Below are 22,890 nucleotides of genomic sequence, written 5' to 3'. Positions count from 1 at the left end.
CCTTCCAAATCGCGCGCGATTGCCGGCAAGAACTGCGCTATAGAGCGAAGCGGTTCCCCGCTTCGGGGCACCGTTTCGTGGGAGGGGATATGGCCGAAATAGCAGTGCAGCGGACGTCGAGACGCGGCATCTGGGGGTGGATGCTGTTCGACTGGGCGGCGCAGCCGTTTTTCACGGTCATCACCACCTTCATCTTCGGGCCCTATTTCGTCTCGCGCATGGCGAGCGATCCCGAAACGGGGCAGGCGGCATGGGGTTACGGCATCGCCGCGGCGGGTCTGGCCATCGCCGTTCTGTCGCCGATCCTCGGCTCGGTCGCCGACCAGACCGGCCCGCGAAAACCGTGGATCGCACTCTTCGCTGCGATCAAGATCACCAGTCTTTGCCTGCTGTGGTTCGCTGCTCCCGGCTCGAACCTTTTCCTGGTCGTGCTGTTCTTCTCGCTGGCCTCGGTCGCGGCGGAATTCTCGACCGTCTTCAACGATTCGATGATGCCGCGTCTGGTGCCGAAGAGCGAAATCGGCCGAATCTCGAATATGGCATGGGGCCTTGGCTATCTCGGCGGCATGATCGCGCTGATCCTCGTCGTCGCCCTCATGGCCAGTTCACCGGAATCCGGCAAGACGATCGTCGGCCTCCACCCGATCCTCGGGCTCGATCCGAAACTCGGCGAGGACGCACGGGCGACCGGACCCCTCACAGCGGCCTGGTATTTCCTGTTCATCCTGCCAATGTTCTTTTTCACGCCGGATGCGGCCAAGGGTATTCCCCTTGGACCGGCGGTGCGCGAGGGGCTGTCGGAATTGAAATCGACGCTGGGCGAAATACGCAAGCGCAGCGGCATCTTCCGCTTTCTCGTCGCCCGCATGATCTATCAGGATGGCGTCAATGCGTTGCTTGCGCTGGGCGGTGCCTTTGCGGCGGCGATGTTCCACTGGTCGATCACCGAGATCGGCCTGTTCGGCATCATCCTCAACGTCGTCGCCATCGTCGGCTGCCTGGTTGCCGCACGCCTCGACGTGGCGCTCGGCTCCAAGGCCATAGTGATGATTTCGCTTGTCTTGCTCAGCATTGCCACGATCGGCATCGTTTCGACCGGGCCGGGTTACACGCTGTTCGGTGCCTGGATGATGCCCGGAGCCGATAGCGGCGGGTTGTTCGGTACACCCGCCGAAAAAGCCTACATCTTTTTCGGTCTGCTGATCGGGCTTGCCTTTGGGCCGGTGCAGGCATCGTCGCGCTCTTACATGGCGCGCAGCGTCACCGCTGCCGAATCGGGCCGCTATTTCGGCATCTATGCGCTGGCCGGACGGGCGACCAGTTTTGCTGCGCCATTTATGGTGGCCACGATCACCTTGGCCAGCGGCTCGTCGCGGCTAGGCATGGCGGCAATCGTGCTGTTCCTCGGGGTCGGTCTGGCGATCCTGGTCCGCACGCCTTATCCAGCGGACCAGCCGGCAGAGTGAACTGCTCTTCCCTTCTCCTACAAGGAGGCCTTTGCAGAGAAGGCGTATGGACGTCGGGTTGGGGGCATCGGCCTCCTTTGGGGGCCGGCGAAGCGCTGCTTGGCTGTTCGGCAAGACATTTGCCAGAGAGCAATCGGCCGATCCGGCCGATTGTGGACGGACTCCTGCTTATGCCGGCTTCTCGCCAGGCGGATGGAGGGCGCTGATCATGCGCCGCAGGTTGTAGGCGCAGGCGGCCAGTATGCATTGCGTGCGGTTGGCGGCGAGGTTGAAGAAGCGCAGACGCCGCATGGCATAGGTCTCCTTGAACACGGCGAAGGGCCGCTCGACCGCCGCCCGCATCTTGGCGATCAGCTGGTTGCGCAGCTTCTGGCGCGGCGGCAGCTTGGGATGATGTCTGTTGGGTCGCCGCATCAGGCGGTCCTTAATGCCTGCCTCGATCAACCGGGCATGTCTGGCGTGGGTATAATAAGCCTGATCGCCATAGACCGCCTTTTCATCGCCGCTGATCAGTGCGTCGGGCGGCTCGGTGTCGGTGACCGAGGCGTCGCTCACCTCGACGCGCCGGATCAGTGTATGATCCTGGTCGGCGCCGATGTGTGCATCTTGTAGCCGAAGGTGCCCTTCTTGCCCTTCTTGCCCCAGCGCGCATCCTTGTCCGCCGATGGCTTGACCGGGCCCTGGTGGCCCTTCTTGGGTTGTTTCGGCGGGCGGCCGCGAGCTTGCAAGAACGAGGCATCGACCAGAGTACCGCGCTTGACGATCAGGCCCTTCTCCTCAAGCTGGCGGTTGATCTCCTCGAACACCTTGTCGATCAGCCGCTCGCGCGTCAGCTCCTCGCGGAAGCGCCACAGCGTCGAATGATCAGGCGTGCGATCCGAGAGGCTGAAGCCGGCAAAGCGGCGGAACGACAGCCGGTCGCGGATCTGTGCCTCCAGCGCCGGATCGCTCAGCCCATGCCATACACCCAACAACAGGCAGCGCATCAGCACCGGTGCCGGATAGCTGGCCGTGCCTGGCCCGGCTCCGCTGCGTGCGCCCAAAAGCCCGTCGATCGGACCCCAGTCGATCTCTTTCGCAACAAGATCGAAGATCGTCTCATCCGACACCGCAAGACCGTCCGCCAAGCTCAATTGACCAAGCACACGATCAACCATCCGCGAATCTCCCGTAGTGACCAACACTACAGAATCACCAATCAGATTCTGTGCAAAGGCCTCACAAGGGGAGAAGGGAAGACTGCTCAATGCCTGAAATGCCTCACGCCGGTAAACACCATAGCGATGCCGTGGGCGTCGGCGGCGGCGATGACATCGTCGTCGCGCATCGAGCCACCCGGCTGGATGACGGCGGTAGCGCCGGCTTCGATCGCAGACAGCAGCCCGTCGGCAAACGGGAAAAAAGCATCCGAGGCGACGACAGAATTTTTGGTCAGCGGCTCGGCCAGGCCGGCAGCTTCGGCCGCGTCGAGCGCCTTGCGCGCGGCGATGCGCGAGGAATCGACCCGGCTCATCTGGCCGGCGCCGATGCCGACGGTGGCACCGTCTCTGACATAGATAATGGCATTCGACTTGACGTGCTTTGCGATGCGAAAGGCGAATTTGAGATCGGCCATCTCGGCCGGCGTCGGCGCGCGCCTGGTCACCACTTTCAGGTCGAGGTCATCGACCACCGCATTGTCGCGGCGCTGGACGAGCAGCCCGCCGGAAACGGATTTCACGGTGGAGCCGGCCGCGCGCGGATCGGGCAGGCCGCCGGTGACAAGCAAGCGCAGATTCTTCTTGGCGGCGACGATGCGGATTGCTTCTTCCGAGGCACCCGGCGCGATGATGACCTCGGTGAAGGTTTTGACGATCTCTTCGGCGGCCTCGGCATCGAGGGTACGGTTCATCGCGACAATGCCGCCAAAAGCCGAGACAGGGTCGCAGGCAAACGCCTTGGCGTAGGCCGCCTTCAGCGAAGCGCCCTCGGCGACGCCGCACGGGTTGGCGTGCTTGATAATGGCGACAGTGGCGGAGCGGGCCGGATCGAACTCGCCGACCAGTTCGAAGGCGGCGTCGGTGTCGTTGATGTTGTTGTAGGAAAGCTGCTTGCCCTGAAGCTGGCGCGCCGTCGCGACGCCCGGCCGCTTATCGCCATCGACGTAGAAGCCGGCACTCTGGTGCGGGTTTTCGCCGTAGCGCATCACCTGGTCCAGCCTGCCGCCGAAGGCGCGCCAGGTGGGATGCTCGATCTCCAGCGCTTCGGCGAACCAGCCGGAGATCGCCGCATCATAGCTGGCGGTGCGGGCGAAAGCCTTAGCCGCCAGTTTCTTGCGGAAATCCAGCGAGAGCGAGCCGAAATTCATCTCCAGTGCGTTGAGCACCGAGGCATAGTCCTCGGGGTCAGTGACGATGGCGACATAGGCGTGGTTCTTGGCCGAGGCGCGGATCATCGCCGGGCCGCCTATGTCGATGTTCTCGACGATCGAGGCGTAAGTGGCGCCGGAGCGGCGGACATCCTCGAAAGGATAGAGATTGGAGACGACGAGATCGATCGGCTCAATGCCATGATCGCGCATCGCCGCGGCGTGTTCGGGATCGTCGCGCACGCCGAGCAGCGCGCCATGCACGGACGGATGCAGCGTCTTGACGCGGCCGTCCATGATCTCGGGAAAGCCGGTAAGGTCGGAGACGTCGCGCACGGCCATGCCTGCCTCGGCGATCGCCTTTGCCGTGCCGCCGGTGGAGACCAGCTCGACGCCGGCCCCGGCCAGAGCCCTGGCGAAATCGATGAGCCCGGTCTTGTCGAAGACGGAGAGCAGCGCGCGGCGAACGGGAACGAGGTCGGGCGCGGGAATGTTCTTGGCGGCGACGGCCATGGGCTGGCGGCCTTTCACGGCTGGTTGGGAAAGTGTCCGCGCGCCGTAGCACATGGCGACCGGAAATCAAGCCGTTAGAGCGACGTGCGTCCACTTGGACGCACAGAGTACGCTCTAACACTTTTCGGCCTACGCATCGTACTTTCCGAAAATCGTTCCGATTTTCGGGCCGATGCGTTACAGCATCCTTTGCTCCAGGCCTGGACCATTCGCTCCGCTGCCATCTGCAGTCTCAGCTTTTTGCCGAATGACCGGCGATGGCCGTTCGCGTCAGTTGCCAATGGACTTCGGAAACCTCCGATGCCTTGAAGGCCAGCACGATCTGCCGGCTGCGGCGCGGGCCGCCAAGACCGGCGAAATAAATCGATTCCTCGACCTCGGGCGCGACTTCGGCGCAGGTGAACACCCATGTGTCGGCCTGTTCGGCGGTCAGCACCAGGCGACCGTGCTCGTCCTGGAGCAGGCCTATGTCGGGATGGATGTGGAAGCGTACCGTGACGAGATCGCGGCCGTTGTTGCGGATCGCAGCATTGCCCGGCCGCAGAAGGCGATCCCTGCCGGCGAGCACATTGCCGTTCGTCGACAATTTCAGTTCGCGCTCATGCAGGAAGCCGAAGCGCGCGACATAGCCGTCGTGGCGAGCCAGAAAACCCTGGCTGCCTTGCTGGTCGGTGCGCTTGCAAAGCACATGCTGCGGGCCGCCGATCAACGGCGTGCCGAGCAGATCGTTGACGCGCAGCGAGTGGCTGAAACGCGCCGACGAGGTGTCGTTGATGGTGGCGGTCGAATGGGCGGCCGTGGCGCGGGCAAGCGGCCGGAATTCGGCGGCGCCATAGGTATCGACGCCGGCGTTGACGACATAGTGGCGGCGGCCGGAAGACAGCTCGAAGGCCAGGCATCCGGCGTGCGCCGCGTTGGAAACATCGATAGGCGGTGGCGGGCCGGTATCGGCGATCACGGTGACGCCGCCCATGGAGAGGCGCTCGTAGCCCGAATGCGGTGCGTGCAGCAACGGCGCGCCGGCGGTGTCGTCGTGGCGTAGTATGGTGGCGATGCGGTCGTGGATGGTCGCGCCCATGCCGTTGAAGCGGGCGAGGCTGCCGTCCTGGTGGCGAAAGAAACGCAGCGCCGGCAGCATGCGATCGATGGCGCCCATCAGCGCCGCCGGCGGCGTTTCGGATTGATTGGCATAGGTCTGGCGCAGCGGCAGAAGATCGGCGAGGGTTTCAAGAACGGCCATCGGATTGCGGGAAATATGCCCGCCATCCGGCAGAATCTGACGGTCGAGCTCCTCGGCGAGGTTGCGTGTCGCACCGCGCAGCGCCGATGGCGGTGCCGGCAGTGACAGAGCGGCGAAGGCAAGCGCGATGCGGGCGCGCAGCCTGTCCTTGCCGTCCGGCATTTGGCGTGCCATCGCCCTGAGATAGCGGATCTGCATGGCCAGCGATTTCAGGAAGGCCCGGTAGAAGGGAAATTCAGCGCCCTGCAGCACCACCGAGGAATGCTGCAGCCAGGCAATCACGCGCTTGGCCGTCGTGCCGGGCTCCCAGGCGACACCGGAAATGTTGCTGCCATGGATAGTGATCCAGTCGGAGACCAGCGCGCGGGCATTGGCTGCGGCAAGCTCGGTGCCGGCGGCGCGCATATGGCGCAGCCAGCGAAAACCGTGCAGCGCCTTTTGCCAGCCGGGATTGGGCACGGCAATCTGGAAGGGCGACTTGCCGCCGGTCTCGACCAGATGCCCCGACAGCGGATAGCGGCCATAATAGATCTCGAGCGCGATCTGCGGGTCGGCCAGGCGCAGGTCCGGCGGAGCGATCAACACCCGTTCCGGCGTGCGGCCGGAGTATCGCCAGCGATGGAGCGGCCCGGCACGCAGGCGCCGGCGCGTCTTGCGCCAGAACTCCTTCGCGACAAGCGTCCATAGAAGCGTCGTGCTGCCGGCAGCGATCGCCAAAAGCCCTCCTCATACCCCTCAACCCGAAGACAAGTTATATGCTTCAAGAACTTATGCGAAGGCGAATTCCATGGAGGCCTTGGCGTTCAGCCTGTTTTCCGCAGGATTCTTCCTAAAATACTCGACAAATTGTCAGCATTAGCCGGCTCTGCGAAAGCGGGCGGCGAAGAAGCCGTCCAGGCCGGACCGTTCCGGTGAGCCGAGCTCCAGATCGGCGGGCGTGGTGCGCAGCGTGCCTTGCGGCGTCAGGAACGGACCGATGCCGGCGATCTCGCCCGGGCGGAGCGGATCGTCGACGATGTCCGCCGTCCCGGCAAGGAAGGCGCGGTAAAGCGCCTCGCCTTCGAGCGGGTCGAGCGAACAGTTGGAAAAGACGATGCGGCCGCCGGGCTTGACCAGGGTGACGGCTCGGGCGAGCAACCTTCGCTGCAGATCGGCGAGTTTTTCGATGTCGGCCGCTGTCTTCGTCCAGGGCACGTCGGGATGCCGCCGCACCGTGCCGGTCGAAGAGCACGGTGCATCGAGGAGAACGGCGTCGAACAGTTGTTCCGGCTCATATTTGAGCAGATCGGCCTGGACGATCTCTGCGGACAGACCAAGCCGTTCGAGATTCTGCGATAGCCGCGCCAACCGGTTCTTCGAGGTATCGACGGCGGTTACATTGGCGCCGCCGAGAATGAGCTGAGCGGTCTTGCCGCCGGGGGCGGCGCAGAGGTCGGCGACGCGCAAACCCTTGATGTCGCCGAAGAGCCGGGCTGGAAGGCTGGCGGCGGCATCCTGAACCCACCAGGCGCCGTCTTCGAAGCCCGGCAATTCGGTGACGGAGGCGCTGAGCTTTTCCACTCGCACCGTGCCGGTCGGCAGCACGATGCCGCCGAGCCGCTCGGCCCACAGCGCGGGGTCGGACTTGATGGTGAAGTCGACTGGTGCCTCGTGCCGGTGAGCGGCGAGAATTTGCCTGGCCTTGTCCACGCCATAGGCGGCTTTCAGCCGGTCGGAAAACCACTTCGGCGCTTCGTCGGTGGCGGCAAGCGCTGCAGCCAACTCGGCCTGCTTGGACCGCGCCAGCGTGCGCAGCACGCCGTTGACGAGACCGGAGAAGCGTACTGTGCGCGGATCGGATTTGGCGTGGGTCACGGCAAGGTCGACGGCGGCGCTGTCGGGAATGTCGAGGAACAGGATCTGTGCCGCTGCTACATGCAGAATGTGCGAAAGCGCGGTGGCGTTGGGCGGCAGCGGCTTTTCCAGGCGACGGGCCAGCAACCCTGATATGGTCATGCGGAAGCGCAGCGCAGTAACGAGTATGGCGCGCACCAGCGCTCGATCACGCAGGTCGAGCGCCTTGTATTGCGGATGGCCGTTCTCATGGTCGGTCAGTCCGTCCAGCGGGGTCCTCGCATCGATGACGGCGGCAAGCAGCCGTGCCGCCGCCTTGCGCGCGGCGAGACCAGCGACGGGCTCGTCGGGGCTCGCTGCATTGTTTTCATGATCGCCTGAAATTCGGTGCCGGCGTTTCGCTTGGCTCACGACCACGGACCCTTGGGTCCGGTCGGATTGCGGCCCCAGGGATTGGATTTCGGCCTGGCCGGTTCAGTAGACTGCTCAGGCTGGTCGGCTGCCCTCTCCCACGGGCCCGACGGACGCTGCCCGTCCGCCTGCCGCGGCATCGCGGCCTGCCGCTGAGCGGGGGCGGACGCCATATCGCGCGCCATCGCCTGCAGCGCCGCGATGCGGTTGTCGGTGCTCGGGTGGGTGGAAAACAGGCTATCCATGCGCTCGCCGGAAAGAGGATTGATGATGAAGAGGTGGGCGGTCGCCGGATTGCGCTCGGCATCCGGGTTGCGGATGCGTTCGGCGCCGCGGGCGATCTTGTCAAGGGCCGAGGCAAGCCAAAGCGGCTGTCCACAGATCTCGGCGCCGCGCCGGTCGGCCTCGTATTCGCGGGTGCGGCTGACCGCCATCTGCACGATCATCGCGGCAAAGGGCGCCACGATCATCGCCACCAGCACGCCAATAATGCCAAAGGAATTGTTGTTGTCGCGGTTGCCACCGAAAAAGAAGGCGAAATTGCCGAGCATCGAGATCGCGCCGGCAAGCGTGGCGACAATCGTCATGGTCAGCGTGTCGCGGTGCTGCACATGGGCGAGCTCGTGTGCCATGACAGCCGCGACCTCCTCATGCGACAGTTGCTGCAACAGTCCGGTGGTGGCGGCGACCGCGGCATTCTGCGGGTTGCGACCGGTGGCGAAAGCGTTGGGCTGCGGGTTGTCGATCAGATAGGTCTTCGGCATCGGCAGGCCGGCCTGTCTGGCGAGGCTCTGCACGATGGCGTAATATTCCGGCGCGTTCCTTTCGTCGACCTCGACGGCGCGGTTCATCGACAGCACCATCTTGTCGGCGTTCCAATAGCTGAACAGGTTCATAGCGGCGGCAATCAGCAAGGCGATCACCATGCCGCCCGACCCGCCGATCAGATAGCCGACGCCCATGAACAGCGCCGTCATCGCTGCCAAAAGCATAGCGGTGCGAAGTGTGTTCATTGTCTGCTCCGTTTCTGTCGGCGCTGCGGAAAAATAGTCGATCCTTGTCGGCTCATCGTTATATGATGGGAAACGTGTGGCCCTGTTTCAATCCGCCGGGAAAATCGCATGATCGACGAAACCAGTAAAACAGGCGAAGCCAGCAATACAAACGCCGATCCCGGTTACGGCGCGCCGCAAAAGACGCTGACGCCGGCAGCCCGCCGCGCTTTGGCGGAGGCGGAAGCACGGCGCGAACGCTATCGCCAGCAGGAAGCCGCGGTGCCGAAGGAGATCGGCGGCCGTGGCGGCAAGGAACCGGGCCGCTATGGTGACTGGGAGGTCAAGGGCCTGACCAGCGATTTTTAGGCACGACAGGATACCGGAGGGTCAGCAGACCTCGGGGGTGCGCTCCGGCTCAATGGCGATCCAGCCGCGGTCGTCGACAGCAATGCCGATCGCGTCATAACCGGCGATCACAGCATGCGGCGTTTGCAACGGATGCTGGTGCGTGGCGCTGATCACCACGACCGCAGCACCTGCGGCCTCGGCCGCCGATATGCCGGCGGGCGCATCTTCGAAAACGAGACAGTCGCGCGCATCGACGCCCAGCCGCTCGGCCGCCAGCCGAAAGCAATCGGGCGCCGGTTTGCCGTGGGAAACGTCCTCGGCCGCGACAAGGATGGCGGGAAGCGGGATGCCGGCGGCCGCGATGCGCAGGAGAGCCAGCTCGCGCGGCGCGGAAGTGACGATGGCCCAGCGCTCGGGCGGCAGCGACGCCAGAAACGCAGCGGCGCCGGCGATCGGAAGGATGCCGTCGATATCGGCCGCCTCGGCTTTCAGAAGCGCATCGGCCTCGCGCATCGGGTCGACGCCGGGAAGCGCCAGCCGAGCGATGGTCTCGATCGCCCGCACGCCGTGGATCGTCGGCAGGAATGCGGCAACGTCGAGACCTTGCCGGAGTGCCCAATCTGCCCAGACCCTTTCTGCCGCGGCAATCGAATTGACCACCGTGCCGTCCATGTCGAACAGGAAGGCTGCGAATTTCTTGCCTGCGAACATCTGCTATCCTGGGAGATTGTTTTGGAGGGACCAAAAGCCTGTCGACGACCGTAACGTGGCGTCGGCTTCGTGGGAAGGCGCGAGATCGCCTTTTCGACAATACGAGGGAACCACGGCGAGCCGTCTCGCGTTGACCGAACTGCCTTCGACGATGCTCAAAAACGGGGAAACGCGATGCTGATTCGGCTCGGCTACGAAATCGCCATCGACTGTGCTGAAGCCACCCCGGTGATTTCGCTGCTCGAGATCCACAAGGAGCGCCAGGCCGACATCAAGCGGCAGACGCGTGTGCTGACCTCGCCTTCCGTCCCAACCAGGCTCTATCATGATCTCTATGGTAACACCTGCCGCCGCTTCACGGCGCCGGGCGGCGGCTTTCGCATTCTTTACGACGCCGTCGTCGAGGACAGCGGCGAGACCGACGAGGTCAACCCGCTGGCCAGGCAAGTGCCGGTGGCGGAGTTGCCCGACGACGTGCTCTGCTATCTGCTCGGCAGTCGCTATTGCGAAACCGATCATCTCAGCGATCTGGCCTGGCAGGTTTTCGGGCCTGTTCCATCCGGCTGGGCGCGGGTGCAGGCGATCGTGGACTATGTCCACAACCGCCTGTCGTTCGGTTACGGCTATGCGCGCCCGACCCGCACGGCGGCGCAGGCGCATGAAGAGCGCGTCGGCGTCTGCCGCGACTTCGCTCATCTGGCGATCACGCTCTGCCGCTGCATGAACATCCCTGCCCGCTACGTTAACGGCTATCTCGGCGACATCGGCGTACCGGTCGACCCGGCACCGATGGATTTTTCGGCGTGGCTGGAAGTGTTCCTCGACGGCAAATGGTACACGTTCGACCCCCGCCACAACGTGCCGAGGATCGGCCGCGTCGTCATCGCGCGCGGTCGCGACGCGACCGACGTGCCGCTGCTGCACAGTTTCGGCCCGCACCGGCTCAGCCTGTTCAAGGTCTGGACCTACGAGCAGGAAAGCAACCTGTTCAACCCGCCTCATCGCGGCGTCGACAGGACCGTCAGCGCGCAGATGTTGGCATAAAAGCGCAAGCGCGAACGGCATGCGCCCCTTATTGCGATAATCCGGACTGTCCTACGGATCTGATGCGCCTGATCCGCTTCGGCACAGAACCTCTGTGCCGGATCGGGATCGCGTTCTTGTGCTCCACGGCACACGTCAGGATCATGGTAAGCGCTTCGTAAACGAAACTGCCGCAGCGGCTTTTCGTTTACCGATTGTTCATCTTGCCGCATTTCGAAACCAAGCAGAAACAACGGTTTGACAATGAGCCGCTGGCGTTGGTCCCTTGGCGGCGCCATTCCGGCCGGAATCCTGCAATGCGCCTTCACACGGCTTTGAGGTCGTGGCGAATGGAGGCGGAAGCATGCGGCATCTTGGGGGTCTTGTTCACGCGATCGGCGGCTTTGCCAGAGATCGAAGCGGAAACCTCGCGGTTCTGCTCGGCATGGTCGCGTCGGTTCTTGCGCTCGGTGTCGGCTTTGCCGTCAACGTTTCCCAGCTCTACAACGCCAGGTCGAGCCTGCAAGGCGTGGTCGATGCGGCGGTGACCTCGACAGCACGCGACCTGACGACCGGCGTCATCAAGGAGGCCGATGCCAACAAGTCGGTGCAAGCGTTTCTCGATGCCAACAGCCGAGCGGGCATCCTGAACGCCGACCAGATCGTCCTCGACCAATTGGCCGTCGACAAAATCGCCAAGACGGTTCAGGCGGACGTCCATGTCAATGTCGGCCTTTATTTTCCAATTTTCGGCATGGGCGACATGCAACGTGTCGCTGCATCGACGACAGCGCTCTATTCGGACAAGACGATCGAGGTGTCGATGATGCTCGACGTGACCGGATCGATGGCCGCCAACTGGTACACCAAGACAAACAAAATTGGCGACCTGCAGGTTGCGGCTTCGAAGGCCGTGAAGGATCTGCTTAAATGGAACCGCGCCAACAGCGATCCCCGTATACGCGTAGCCATCGTTCCGTACGCCGAAGCGGTCAACACCGGCGGATTGGCCAGCACGGTCTTCGTCGAGACGAGATATGGACCAAAGGTGCCGCCGCCCATCGATGCGCCGGTTCAAGTATCGGCCACCCCCGCGCCGGACAAATGCGCCACCGAACGCAAGGACAAGGACGGCTATGCCGATTACTCATCCGATGGGCCTTACACGGAGCGATTGGATAACAATGGCAGGCGGTATCTGGCTAAGGTAAACCGCGACTATCGGATGGGGACGTGTCCGTCCGCGGCACTCGTTGCACTGACAGCCGACGAGACAAAGCTGCTCGGCACGATCGCAGGCTTCAAGGCGGCAGGCGTTACGGCCGGCGGCATCGCCGCGCAATGGGGCTACTACATGCTGTCGCCGTCGTGGCGCTCAGCCATAGCCGAAGCCGGTCAGGGTGTCGGTCCCGCCAATTTCGACAGAAGGAAGGTGGCCAAGATCGCCATTCTGATGACCGATGGCCAGTTCAATACAGCTTTTGCCAAGGGGCGCGGTGAGCCCACCTCACAGAGTCAGGGCCAGACCGCACGAAATAACGCCGAAGCCATCTGCGACAACATGAAGCGCGATGGGATCGAGATATTCACGATCGGCTTTGCCCTGAATGATCCGACCATGACGGTGAACGAGAGGGACCAGGCAAAGAGCGTGCTCAAGAATTGCTCCACGGCAGACACGTCTTCGCTGAAGCATTACTACGAGGCTGCCACGGGGGCGGAGTTGACCGCCGCCTTCGACGAGATCACCCGGAACATCGAGAAGCTTACCATCAAGCGCTGACGCATCGGCTCGAAAATCGGATTGGATTTTCGCAAAGCGCGATGCACAGATTCAAAGTTTGATGCGTACTTTGTCCGTCCAAGTGGGCGCACGCGCCTCCAACGTGCCCACAGCGAGTCGGACGCGCGATTACAGAACAGGAATTACAGGAACGGAAAAGGCCGCCGCTTCTTGCGAAGCTGGCGGCCTTCCGTGTTTCCGTCCATGGCGCGGCTCATGGCGGCGACGTTACCTTAAGGTGCTGGAGCGTCCTTTGCGCGTCCAAAGGGCGCGCGGCGCTCCAGGCGTCGCCAGCCGCGCATCTCGCGCCTTAACGGGAAGACTGCTTCCCGAAAGTGCAATCCGCTGAGGCCACGTTCTGGAAAACGAAATCACTCGACATCGGATCACCTCCTTTCGATTTGTTGAACACGCCCTCATGATGGGGTGTCGATCCGCAAATGGCAAGGCGCCATGGTGAAAATGCCGTGCGAGCTTATCGCTGGCGGCTTGCGACTGTCCGATCGGACAGGCAAAGTCGCCGTGGAAAGCCAGCGTACTGAGCAGGGGAGGACCGGGATGGAGGCAGCCGAGAGAGCCGCACGGATCGTTCGAACGGTTATCGAGACGTTGCAGCCGGGTTTCGCGGTCAGGCTGTGGACCGGCGAGCGGATCGGGCCCGCCACAGGACCCGTGCTCACCATAAACGACCAGGACATCGTCTGGCAGGTGATGCGTCGGCCCAACCTCTCGACGCTGATCGAAATGTGGATTTCCAAGACCATCGATGTGGAAGGTGGTTCGCTGTTCGATTTCTACGCTCTGCCTTCGCACGGCAAGCTCAGGACGAAGCTAAAGTCGTTGCCCAAGCTCGCGGTCCTGCGCGACCTGCCGGCCGTGCTGTTTTCGAGAAAACAGATGACGGCGCGGACCGACCTTTCCGGGCGCAACCCCTTCGTCAGCGGGTCGAACAGGCAAGCGATCCAGCACCACTACGACATTTCGAACGCCTTCTACCGGCTCTTCCTCGACGAACGCATGGTCTACAGCTGCGGCTATTTCACCGATTTCGCCAACGGCATCGACCAGGCGCAGAAAGACAAGCTCGATCATATCTGCCGCAAGCTCCGGCTGAAGCCCGGCGAAAAGCTGCTCGACATCGGCTGCGGCTGGGGTGCCATGCTCATCCATGCCGCGAAAAATTACGGCGTCGTCGGCCATGGCGTTTCGCTGTCGGAAGCCCAGACCGAACTTGCCCGCGAACGCATCCGCGCCGAGGGGCTGGAAGATCGCATTACCATCGAGATAAAATCCTACGCCGAGCTGTCCGGCTCCTTCGACAAGATATCCTCGATCGGCATGTTCGAGCATCTGGGCCTCGCTAACCACGCCGCTTATTTCTCGACCATTCATCGCCTGCTCAAGCCGGGTGGCGTCTATCTGCATCACGCCATCACCCGGCGCGACAAGGGCAGCATCAAGAAGACACTGCGCAAAGGGCCGGAATTCAAGGCGCTGATCAAATACATCTTTCCCGGCGGTGAGCTCGATACGATCGGCATGACGCTCGGCAATCTCGAAGCGCACGGCTTCCTCGTCTACGATGTCGAGAATTTGCGCGAGCACTACGCCCGCACCTGCCGTCTGTGGGCCGAGCGCCTCCACGCACGCTTCGACGAAGCGATCGCCGAGGTCGGCGAAGCCAAGGCGCGCCTCTGGCTGCTTTATCTCACCGGCTGTTCGATCACTTTCGAACGCGCCTCGGCGCAGGTTTTCCAGACCGTCGTCACCAAGCGCGCGCGGGGCCCGAGCGGACTGCCGCCGACGCGGGCGGATCTTTATCGATGATCAGCATGCGTATTGCGTTCTGCCGCGATCCTTCGCGCCCCCCTCTGTCCTGCCGGACATCTCCCCCACAAGGAGGGAGATTGGCTGTCACCCCGGTTTTCGCCAATCGCCAGCGTGGTGTTGTGGGCGCGGCGCCCGAACTGCCGATCTCCCCCCAAGTGCGGGAGATGTCCGGCAGGACAGAGGAGGGCGCTGTCCCGCTTGCATCTCAAATGTTCTGCACCGCCTAAACGAACCGCATCATCTCGCCCACCCCGACACGGGCCGGCCTGTCGACCACGCAGACGCCGAGACTTGTGCACGTTGTGGCGGTTGCTGCCTGCATCAAGCCCTCTTGTTCTGCCGGTTGGCGACGAGGTCGTCGACGACCGCCGGGTCGGCCAGCGTCGAGGTATCGCCGAGCGCGGCAAAATCGTCCTCGGCGATCTTGCGCAGGATGCGCCGCATGATCTTGCCCGAACGGGTTTTCGGCAGGCCCGGAGCGAACTGGATCTTGTCCGGTGTGGCGATGGCGCCGATGTCCTTGCGGACATGGGCGACGAGTTCGTTGCGCAACTCCTCGCTCGGCTTCTCGCCGGCCATCAAAGTGACGTAGCAGTAGATGCCCTGGCCCTTGATGTCGTGCGGATAGCCGACGACGGCGGCTTCGGAGACTTTCTCGTGCGAAACCAGCGCGGATTCGACCTCGGCCGTGCCCATGCGGTGGCCGGAAACGTTGATGACGTCGTCGACGCGGCCCGTGATCCAGTAGTAGCCATCAGCGTCGCGCCGGCAGCCGTCGCCGGTAAAATATTTGCCCTTGTAAGTGGAAAAATAGGTCTGCACGAAGCGCTCGTGATCGCCATAGACGGTGCGCATCTGGCCCGGCCACGAATCGGCGATGCAGAGGTTGCCGCTGGCAACACCTTCCAGCACCTTGCCGTCGCCGTCCACCAGTTGCGGCTTGACGCCGAAGAACGGCCGCGTCGCGGAACCTGCCTTAAGGTGGGTGGCGCCGGGCAGCGGCGTAATCAGGATGCCGCCGGTCTCGGTCTGCCACCATGTGTCGACGATCGGCACCTTGCCGTTGCCGACGACGTTGAAATACCACTCCCAGGCCTCCGGATTGATCGGCTCGCCGACCGTGCCGAGCACGCGCAGCGATTTGCGCGACGTCCTGGCGACATGGGCGTCGCCGGCGCCCATCAGCGCCCGCAACGCCGTCGGGGCGGTGTAGAAGATGTTGACCTTGTGCTTATCGATGACCTCCCAGAACCGGGACTGCGACGGGCAGTTCGGCACGCCTTCGAACATCAGCGTGGTGGCGCCGTTGGCGAGCGGCCCGTAGACGATGTAGCTGTGGCCGGTGACCCAGCCGACATCGGCGGTGCACCAGTAGATGTCGCCGTCATGGTAGTCGAAGACATATTGGTGGGTCATCGAGACATAGACGAGATAGCCGGCCGTGGTGTGCAGCACGCCCTTCGGTTTGCCGGTCGAACCCGATGTGTAGAGGATGAACAGCGGGTCCTCGGCCTTCATCTTCTCGGGTTTGCACTCCGCTTTCACCGTCGCGACCTCGTCGTGGTACCAGACGTCGCGTCCGGCGACCCAGCCGGTCTTGCCGCCGGTACGGCGCACGACGACGACCTTCTCGACTTTCGTTCCGGCCCTGGCGGCGATCTCAATCGCCTTGTCGGTATTGTCCTTCAACGGGATGGGCTTGCCGCCGCGCAGGCCTTCGTCGGCGGTGATGACGAAGGTTGATTTGCAGTCGTCGATGCGGCCGGCCAGCGCGTCCGGTGAAAAGCCGCCAAAGACCACCGAATGGATGGCGCCGATGCGCGTGCAGGCGAGCATTGCATAGGCGGCTTCCGGGATCATCGGCATGTAGATGGTGACGCGGTCGCCTTTCTTGACGCCGTGCTTCTTCATCACATTGGCGAGCCGGCAGACATGCGCGTGGAGCTCGTTATAGGTGATCTTCCTGTCATCGTAGGGATTGTCGCCTTCCCAAATGATGGCGGTCTGATCGCCGCGCTTCTTCAGATGCCGGTCGATGCAGTTCCACGAAACGTTGGTCTCGCCATCCTCGAACCATTTGATCGAGACCTTGCCGTCGAAGGAGGTGTTCTTGACCTTGCTGTAGGGCTTGAACCAGTCGATGCGCTTGCCGTGCTTGCCCCAGAACTTATCCGGGTTCTTCACGCTGTCGGTGTACCATTTCAAATAGGTGTCATTGTCGATCAGCGCGTTCTTCTTCCACGCCGGCTGGACGCGATGGACATGAACCTCGGACATTTTTCCATTCCCTCCCAAGACCAACTGCCAGCTTGCCCGCCGAGCAGCATCGCGGCGCAGCGGCCGCGAATTCGCGCGCATTATTAACAGTTCCGCGGTGACGGCAACATTAGACGTTGGATTCGCGCGGCGGGATGCCGCAGACGTCGTTTTCGCCGCTATCAGCACTCGACTACGATCGCTGCTAACTGCATGTTTTTGCGTCGTAAACCTGGCCTCTAACTACGAAATATCAATAGACGATTAAGCAAATAGCGCGCACAATTTCAAATTGGGAGGAAAGGAGAATCAACCAGGGGACCGCGATGCGTGACCATTCCGAAATGGACCTGATGCTCAAGGGCTATGGCTTGACCACGGCCAAGATCCTTTATCATTTTCCCGATCATCCGCATCTGCTGCAGAGCTTCATCTGGCAGGACTACGACATCGCTCCGAAATTTCCGGTGCTGATCCGGTTCATCGAGTTCTGGCAGACCAAGCTCGATGGCCCGCTGCATTCGGTGAGCTATACGCACCAGAAGCTGATCGCGCCCAACGAATGGCACAAGGTCGACGGCGAGTTCGTGCTGCATTAGGGCGTGTCGATATTCAGGTGAGGCCGGCCTGCGAATGGCGGCTTCCTGCGCTTCCGGGGCTCACGTACTTTAAGTACGCTCCGCTCCGGTTCTCGGAAGTCACCATTCTCGGCGCGACCTGACCTGAATCTCAACATGCCCTGTCGCGGGGCGTTTGAAATATCGAGCGGGGTCAGACCGCAGCCGGGCTCAGCCGGGCAAAACCCTCCTGCCGGCGATAGGGGAAATACGGATAGGGTGCGGTGACCGCGCTTGCCGCGTCGAGCTTCTTGATCTGGTCTGATGTCAATGACCAACCGACGGCGCCGAGGTTCTGGCGCAGCTGTTCCTCGTTGCGTGCGCCGATAATGACAGAGGCGACGGTCGGCCGCTGCAGCAACCAGTTGATGGCGACCTGCGGCACCGTCTTACCAGTTTCCTTGGCGGCAGTGTCGAGCGCATCGACGACCCTGTAGAGTTGCTCGTCCTCGACAGGTGGCCCGAAGCTTGCCGTGTCGTGCAACCGGCTTTTTTCCGGCAGTGGCTCGCCGCGGCGGATCTTGCCGGTCAGGCGGCCCCAGCCGAGCGGGCTCCACACCAGCGCACCGAGGCCCTGGTCGAGGCCTAGCGGCATCAACTCCCATTCATAGTCGCGCCCGACCAGCGAGTAATAGACCTGATGGGCAACGTAGCGCGGGTAGCCGTGCTTGTCCGCCAGGCCGAGCGATTTCATCACTTGCCAGCCGGAAAAGTTGGAGACGCCGATATAGCGCAGCTTGCCGGCGCGCACGAGACTGTCCAGCGTCGACAGCACCTCCTCGATCGGCGTTGCGGCGTCGAAAGCGTGCAGTTGCAGCAGGTCGATGTAATCGGTGCCGAGACGCTTGAGCGCGTCCTCGACGGCTTTGATGAGACGCGAACGGGAGGAGCCGGCATCGTTGGGTCCGTCGCCCATCGGCAGCGAGGTCTTGGTCGAGATCAGCACGGCATCGCGGCGGCCCTTGATGGCCGCGCCGAGCACCTCTTCGGAGGCGCCGTTCGAATAGACGTCGGCGGTGTCGAACAGGTTGACGCCGGCCTCCAGGCAGATGTCGACCAGCCGCCGCGCTTCCGTCGCATCGCTATTGCCCCAGGCGCCGAACAGCGGCCCCGAACCGCCGAAGGTTCCAGCGCCGAACGAGAGCGCCGGGACCTGCAGGCCCGAGGCGCCAAGACGTCGATAATCCATGGTTTTGCTCCTTGTATTTTGGATTTGTTTGGGATCGTCACGACCGGGCGGATGCCGGTACGCCGAGCACCGAGCTGCGCATGACCCCGAAAATCGGAACCGATTTTCGGACAAGGATCATGCGCAAAATCACGTGCTACAGCGTCCTTTGCGCGTCCAAGAGGACGCGCGGCGCTGTAGTATCGAGGCGCAGCGCCAGCGCCGCCACGGCCAACGCCGAGAGCGGCAGCAGGGCGGCGACCCAAGTCACGGCGCTGAGGCCGGGGCCATGGGCGATGACCACGCCGCCGAGCCAGGCGCCGGCGGCGTTGCCGAGGTTGAAGGCGGCGATGTTGAAGGACGAGGCGAGGCTCTGGCCGGCGCCTTCAGCCTTTTCCAGCACCCACATCTGCAGCGGCGCCACGGTGGCGAAGGCGGCGGCGCCGAGCAGGCCGACATAGACGACGGCCATCGCCTGGCTGTGCAGGGCGAAGGTCATCGAGCCGAGCACCAGCGCCAGCACAACGAGACTGCCGAGAACGGAAGGCACCAGCCAGCGGTCAGCGACCTTGCCGCCGGTGAGATTGCCGGCGATGAGGCCGCCGCCGAAGACAAGCAGGATCGGCGACACGGCTGCTTCCTCAAAACCGGTGATCTCGGTCAGCAAGGGGGCGATATAGGTGAAGACGGCGAAGACGCCGGCATAGCCGAGCACAGTGGTGGCGAAGCCAAGCAGGACCGGCGCGCGGCCGAGCACAGCGAGATCGCCGCGCAGGTCGCTCTTCTCAGGCGCCGCCTGGCTGCGCGGCACCAGCAGGAGAATGATGGCGAAGGCGACGATGCCGACCAGGGTTACCGCCCAGAAGGTCGCCCGCCAGCCGAAGGCCTGGCCGAGCCATGTGCCGAAGGGCACGCCGAGGATGTTGGCGATGGTCAGGCCGGTGAACATCAGGGCGATCGCCGAGGCCTTCTTGTTAGGCGCCACCAGCCTGGTCGCAACGACCGAACCAACGCCGAAGAAGGTGCCGTGGGCAAAGGCGGTGAGCACGCGGGCACCCATCAGCGTCCAGTAGTCGGGGGCCAGCGCGCAGGCGAGGTTGCCGAGCGTGAAGATCGCCATCAGCCCCAGAAGCACGGTCTTGCGCGGCCAGCAGCCGGTGGCGATCGTCAGCAGCGGCGCGCCGACAACGACGCCGAGCGCATAGCCTGAGATCAGCTGGCCGGCGGCCGAGATCGAGACGCCGAGATCGGTGCTGACGTCGAGCAGCAGGCCCATGATGACGAATTCGGTGACGCCGATGCCGAAGGCACCGGCGGCGAGAGCGTAAAGAGCAAGAGGCATGGCGGTTCCCACTTCGATGACAGCCAGTTTTGACGACGGGACGCCGTGTCCTCCACGCCCCGACCCGGAAGATCGTGTCGCGATGTGCTGTGAACCAGCCTTGCGTCAGGCACATCGTCTGTGAAATAGATTCACGAATGGCGAGACCCGAGATCAATCGCTCAGGCGAGATCGAAGTGTTCGTCCGCGTCGTTGAGGCGGGGAGCTTTTCGGCCGCCGCTCGCCTGTTGCGGATGACGCCGTCGGCGGTGAGCAAGCTGATCGCGCGGCTGGAAGCACGTCTTGGCGCGCGGCTGGTCAGCCGTTCGACGCGCAAGCTGCAACTGACCCCAGAAGGCGCGGCCTTCTTCAACAGCGGCGAGCGCATCCTGGCTGACATGGCAGCCGCGGAGCGTGAGGCGGCGGCCGGTGCTGCCCCGCGTGGACGGCTGCGCGTCAACAGCTACGTGCCGTTCGGGCAGCACCGGCTGATCCCGCTCATGCCGCGGTTTCTCGAACGCTATCCGGAAATCGCCATCGATCTGGTTTTGACCGACAATGTCATCGACCTGATGGAGGAGCGCGCCGATGTCGCCATCCGCGCCGGGCCGCTCGGCGAATCACGTTTGGTGGCGCGCAAGCTCGGGCAGAGCCGGGTGGTCGTCGTCGCCGCGCCACCTTACCTAAGGAAGCACGGCGCACCCCGAACGCCGGCCGATCTCGATCATCACAACCGGATGGGTTTCTGCTTCGTGCGCCATGTCGACGGCTGGCCTTTCGTTGACTCGGCCGGCGAGGCCCTTATTGTCCCGATCACCGGAAATGCGCTGGTCAGCGACGGCGAGGCGATGCGGCTGATGGCGCTCTCGGGCACGGGCATCGCCCGGCTGGCGCGCTGGCATGTGGAACCCGACATCGCCGCCGGGCGGCTGGTGCCGCTTCTGGAGGACTTCAACCCCGGCGACGAGGAGTTCACCCACGCCGTCTATGTCGGGCAGGGCAAGCACTTGCCGGCACGGGTGCGGGCCTTTCTCGACTTTTTGGTCGAGACTGTCCGGTTGACCTGAGCCTAAAGAAGATCGGGAGCCCAAAGAAGATCGGGAGCCGCCGGCTCCCGAAAATCGAAGCTGAGATTGAATTACTTTTTCGGCGCAAAGGGCGCCGGCCGCCGGCCCGCCGCCTGGCGCTCGAGCATCCAGCCCGGATATTCGGGTGGAAGCGCGCTGACCTCGTCGAGGCGAACAAGATCGTCGCTGTCGAGCTTCAGCTCGGTGGCGGCAAGGTTCTGTTCGAGTTGCTCCATGCGGCTGGCACCGATGATCACGCTCATCACGAAGGGTTTTGCCAGCACATAGCCCAAAGCGACCGTGGCGACGCTGACGCCATGCTTGCCGGCGATCTCGCGCATGACGGCAACCGCCGCCCAGGCGCGGTCTTCATTGACCGGCGGGAAATTGAAGCTGGCGCGACGGCCCTCGCCATTGCCGGGGGCACCGGGTCCGTATTTGCCGGAGAGCAGACCACCCGCCATCGGCGACCAGACCATCAGCCCAAGCTTCTCCTCGTTGAGCAGCGGAACGATCTCGCGCTCCAGATCACGGCCGGCGATCGAATAGTAGGACTGGACCGTCTCAAAACGGGCGAAGCCCTTGCGGTCGGCGATGCCGAGCGCCTTGGCGATGCGCCAGGCCGCCCAGTTCGAGACGCCGACATAGCGGACCTTACCGCTGGCAACCAGATCGTCGAGCGCCCGCAGCGTCTCGTCGATCGGCGTCACCGCATCGGTGCCGTGAAGCTGATAGAGATCGATATGGTCGAGCTGCAGCCGTTCGAGGCTGCCCTCGACCGAGTCCATGATGTGGCCGCGCGAGGAGCCGCGCTGGTTGGGGCCGTCGCCCATGGCGCCATGGACTTTGGTGGCGATGATCACATCTTGCCGCTTGATGCCGAGATTCCTAAGCGACTGGCCGAGAAGCCGTTCCGATGCGCCGAAGGAATAGACGTCCGCCGTGTCGAAGAAATTGACGCCTGCGGCGAGCGAGCGGGCGACGATCTCGTCGACGGCCTTCTGGTCGAGGCTGGCGATCAGGCCCCATTGGGCGTTTTCACCTGCGGCGCCGAAGGTCATTGTGCCGAGGCAAAGTTCGGAGACGAACATCCCCGTGTTTCCAAGTTGATTATAGCGCATGGTGCAGCTCCGGAAAGTTTTGGATGACCCGGCCGATATAGGAACGATACGGTTCGTTTCCATTGCTGGTGTAACGGCCTAGTGGTTCTGGACCAAGTTCCGCGACCCGACGATCCGGCGTAGTGGGGAACAGGTCAGATCGTCCAAGGACTGAGGACCGTCACCCCCGTATCGTCGAAATCGGCGACGTTACGCGTAACCAGAATGAGGTCGTAGACGACCGTGGGGGGATGAGCATGTCGGCGCTGCCTCGCGTGCGGCCAGCCGAGAAGCGACCCCACGACAATGCGACATCTTCAGTGACTGCAAGGATCCGGTCGGCATTTGTCCCGCCGAAGCTCTCTAAGCCAGAGGTCGAGCCGTGTTCCCCGTTCGGGATCGACCTTGCGCAGCTTGACGATCCCCCGTTCGATCTCGCCGAGGGTAAAACACTGAGATTGATCGAGGCCGGATCCACTGAAGCTAGCCAGGCGGTCGGCTTGGGCAGACGCCTCTGCACATCCGCAACGATGTTCGTATCAAGCAGGTACATTAGAGGTCGATGTCGCGGATCATCGTATCCGAGCGACGGTTGACCTCCTCGGCAAAATCACCATCCCAGACCGGACCGGTCAGAAGATATTCCGGCAGTAACTTCTTTTTTCCCGACAAGCGCTCATAGTCTTCGGCAGAAAGCACCACCGCCGCGCGCGCTCGCCACGCAGGCTCACCGTCTGCGGTCCCTCGCTGCGGGCGCGCTGAACCACTTTGGAAAAGTTGTTTTTCGCATCCTGAAGGTGCCAGTTCATGGACGGTGAACTCGACACGCCTGGATATCAAGGCGGGAGCCAAAATGGATCT

18 protein-coding genes and 2 pseudogenes are annotated in these 22,890 nt (G+C 63.2%); 7 read left to right on the top strand and 13 right to left on the bottom strand.

Annotated elements, in window-relative coordinates:
• The first annotated feature begins 89 nt into the window (after nucleotides 1–89).
• On the top strand, nucleotides 90–1,466 hold the full coding sequence (locus ACWTU8_RS25705) for an MFS transporter (RefSeq protein WP_455850356.1): 1,377 nt from the start codon (nucleotides 90–92) through the stop codon (nucleotides 1,464–1,466).
• Between the two features lie 168 nt (nucleotides 1,467–1,634).
• On the opposite strand, the gene ACWTU8_RS25700 is transcribed toward ACWTU8_RS25705, so the two are convergent.
• The 6 genes from ACWTU8_RS25700 to htpX form a co-directional block, all read right to left on the bottom strand.
• Entirely contained in the window at nucleotides 1,635–2,021 is a 387-nt protein-coding gene (locus tag ACWTU8_RS25700) for a transposase (RefSeq protein WP_455850355.1), read from the bottom strand.
• 14 nt (nucleotides 2,022–2,035) lie between these two features.
• A complete protein-coding gene (locus ACWTU8_RS25695; protein ID WP_455850354.1) occupies nucleotides 2,036–2,623 on the bottom strand; it encodes a transposase in 588 nt (195 codons plus the stop codon).
• Between the two features lie 86 nt (nucleotides 2,624–2,709).
• Complete coding sequence (purH, locus tag ACWTU8_RS25690) at nucleotides 2,710–4,326, bottom strand: bifunctional phosphoribosylaminoimidazolecarboxamide formyltransferase/IMP cyclohydrolase (RefSeq protein ID WP_455850353.1); 1,617 nt, start codon at nucleotides 4,324–4,326, stop codon at nucleotides 2,710–2,712.
• A gap of 232 nt (nucleotides 4,327–4,558) precedes the next feature.
• Nucleotides 4,559–6,283, bottom strand: coding sequence for a heparinase II/III family protein (locus ACWTU8_RS25685; protein ID WP_455850352.1), 1,725 nt, complete (start codon nucleotides 6,281–6,283; stop codon nucleotides 4,559–4,561).
• Nucleotides 6,284–6,421: 138 nt separating this feature from the next.
• Entirely contained in the window at nucleotides 6,422–7,816 is a 1,395-nt protein-coding gene (locus tag ACWTU8_RS25680; protein WP_455850351.1) for an RsmB/NOP family class I SAM-dependent RNA methyltransferase, read from the bottom strand.
• Complete coding sequence (htpX, locus tag ACWTU8_RS25675) at nucleotides 7,807–8,823, bottom strand: zinc metalloprotease HtpX (protein ID WP_455850350.1); 1,017 nt, start codon at nucleotides 8,821–8,823, stop codon at nucleotides 7,807–7,809. The genes ACWTU8_RS25680 and htpX overlap by 10 nt, the downstream gene beginning before the upstream one ends.
• A gap of 108 nt (nucleotides 8,824–8,931) precedes the next feature.
• On the opposite strand from htpX, the gene ACWTU8_RS25670 reads away from it, so the two are divergent.
• Nucleotides 8,932–9,171 carry a DUF1674 domain-containing protein gene (locus ACWTU8_RS25670; protein ID WP_065011324.1) on the top strand — a complete coding sequence of 80 codons (240 nt, stop codon included), beginning with the start codon at nucleotides 8,932–8,934 and terminating at the stop codon, nucleotides 9,169–9,171.
• A gap of 21 nt (nucleotides 9,172–9,192) precedes the next feature.
• On the opposite strand, the gene ACWTU8_RS25665 is transcribed toward ACWTU8_RS25670, so the two are convergent.
• Nucleotides 9,193–9,864 (bottom strand): HAD-IA family hydrolase, encoded by a 672-nt coding sequence (locus ACWTU8_RS25665; protein ID WP_455850349.1) that lies wholly within the window; start codon nucleotides 9,862–9,864, stop codon nucleotides 9,193–9,195.
• A 174-nt stretch (nucleotides 9,865–10,038) separates the two neighbouring features.
• On the opposite strand from ACWTU8_RS25665, the gene ACWTU8_RS25660 reads away from it, so the two are divergent.
• From ACWTU8_RS25660 to ACWTU8_RS25650, 3 genes are all read left to right on the top strand, one after another.
• Nucleotides 10,039–10,908, top strand: a complete 870-nt coding sequence (locus tag ACWTU8_RS25660) for a transglutaminase-like domain-containing protein (protein WP_455850348.1) — start codon at nucleotides 10,039–10,041, stop codon at nucleotides 10,906–10,908.
• A gap of 343 nt (nucleotides 10,909–11,251) precedes the next feature.
• Nucleotides 11,252–12,670: a pilus assembly protein TadG-related protein gene (locus ACWTU8_RS25655; RefSeq protein WP_455850347.1), complete on the top strand. Its 1,419-nt coding sequence runs from the start codon at nucleotides 11,252–11,254 to the stop codon at nucleotides 12,668–12,670.
• Between the two features lie 558 nt (nucleotides 12,671–13,228).
• A complete protein-coding gene (locus tag ACWTU8_RS25650; RefSeq protein WP_455850346.1) occupies nucleotides 13,229–14,497 on the top strand; it encodes a class I SAM-dependent methyltransferase in 1,269 nt (422 codons plus the stop codon).
• 324 nt (nucleotides 14,498–14,821) lie between these two features.
• On the opposite strand, the gene acs is transcribed toward ACWTU8_RS25650, so the two are convergent.
• Nucleotides 14,822–16,777 (bottom strand): acetate--CoA ligase, encoded by a 1,956-nt coding sequence (acs, locus tag ACWTU8_RS25645; protein ID WP_455850345.1) that lies wholly within the window; start codon nucleotides 16,775–16,777, stop codon nucleotides 14,822–14,824.
• A gap of 305 nt (nucleotides 16,778–17,082) precedes the next feature.
• Between acs and ACWTU8_RS25640 the strand changes: the two genes are divergently transcribed.
• Nucleotides 17,083–17,355 (top strand): usg protein, encoded by a 273-nt coding sequence (locus tag ACWTU8_RS25640; protein ID WP_065011174.1) that lies wholly within the window; start codon nucleotides 17,083–17,085, stop codon nucleotides 17,353–17,355.
• Between the two features lie 172 nt (nucleotides 17,356–17,527).
• Here ACWTU8_RS25640 and ACWTU8_RS25635 read toward each other — a convergent pair whose 3' ends face one another.
• Both ACWTU8_RS25635 and ACWTU8_RS25630 read right to left on the bottom strand, forming a co-directional pair.
• A complete protein-coding gene (locus ACWTU8_RS25635; protein WP_455850344.1) occupies nucleotides 17,528–18,562 on the bottom strand; it encodes an aldo/keto reductase in 1,035 nt (344 codons plus the stop codon).
• Between the two features lie 136 nt (nucleotides 18,563–18,698).
• The gene (locus ACWTU8_RS25630; protein ID WP_455850343.1) at nucleotides 18,699–19,883 is read right to left on the bottom strand and encodes an MFS transporter; all 1,185 of its coding nucleotides are present in this window, start codon (nucleotides 19,881–19,883) and stop codon (nucleotides 18,699–18,701) included.
• Between the two features lie 137 nt (nucleotides 19,884–20,020).
• On the opposite strand from ACWTU8_RS25630, the gene ACWTU8_RS25625 reads away from it, so the two are divergent.
• Nucleotides 20,021–20,929: a LysR family transcriptional regulator gene (locus ACWTU8_RS25625; RefSeq protein WP_455850342.1), complete on the top strand. Its 909-nt coding sequence runs from the start codon at nucleotides 20,021–20,023 to the stop codon at nucleotides 20,927–20,929.
• Nucleotides 20,930–21,000: 71 nt separating this feature from the next.
• Here the strand turns inward: ACWTU8_RS25625 and ACWTU8_RS25620 are convergent, their stop codons facing one another.
• From ACWTU8_RS25620 to ACWTU8_RS25610, 3 genes and pseudogenes are all read right to left on the bottom strand, one after another.
• Nucleotides 21,001–22,050: an aldo/keto reductase gene (locus ACWTU8_RS25620; RefSeq protein WP_455850341.1), complete on the bottom strand. Its 1,050-nt coding sequence runs from the start codon at nucleotides 22,048–22,050 to the stop codon at nucleotides 21,001–21,003.
• 134 nt (nucleotides 22,051–22,184) lie between these two features.
• Nucleotides 22,185–22,582, bottom strand: a pseudogene (locus ACWTU8_RS25615) (PIN domain-containing protein).
• A pseudogene (locus ACWTU8_RS25610) lies at nucleotides 22,582–22,838 on the bottom strand (type II toxin-antitoxin system Phd/YefM family antitoxin). The pseudogenes ACWTU8_RS25615 and ACWTU8_RS25610 overlap by 1 nt, the downstream one beginning before the upstream one ends.
• Nucleotides 22,839–22,890 lie beyond the last annotated feature (52 nt).

The sequence above is a fragment of the Mesorhizobium sp. BHbdii genome, assembly GCF_053848045.1.
This window is presented reverse-complemented; position numbering and strand designations above follow the sequence as displayed.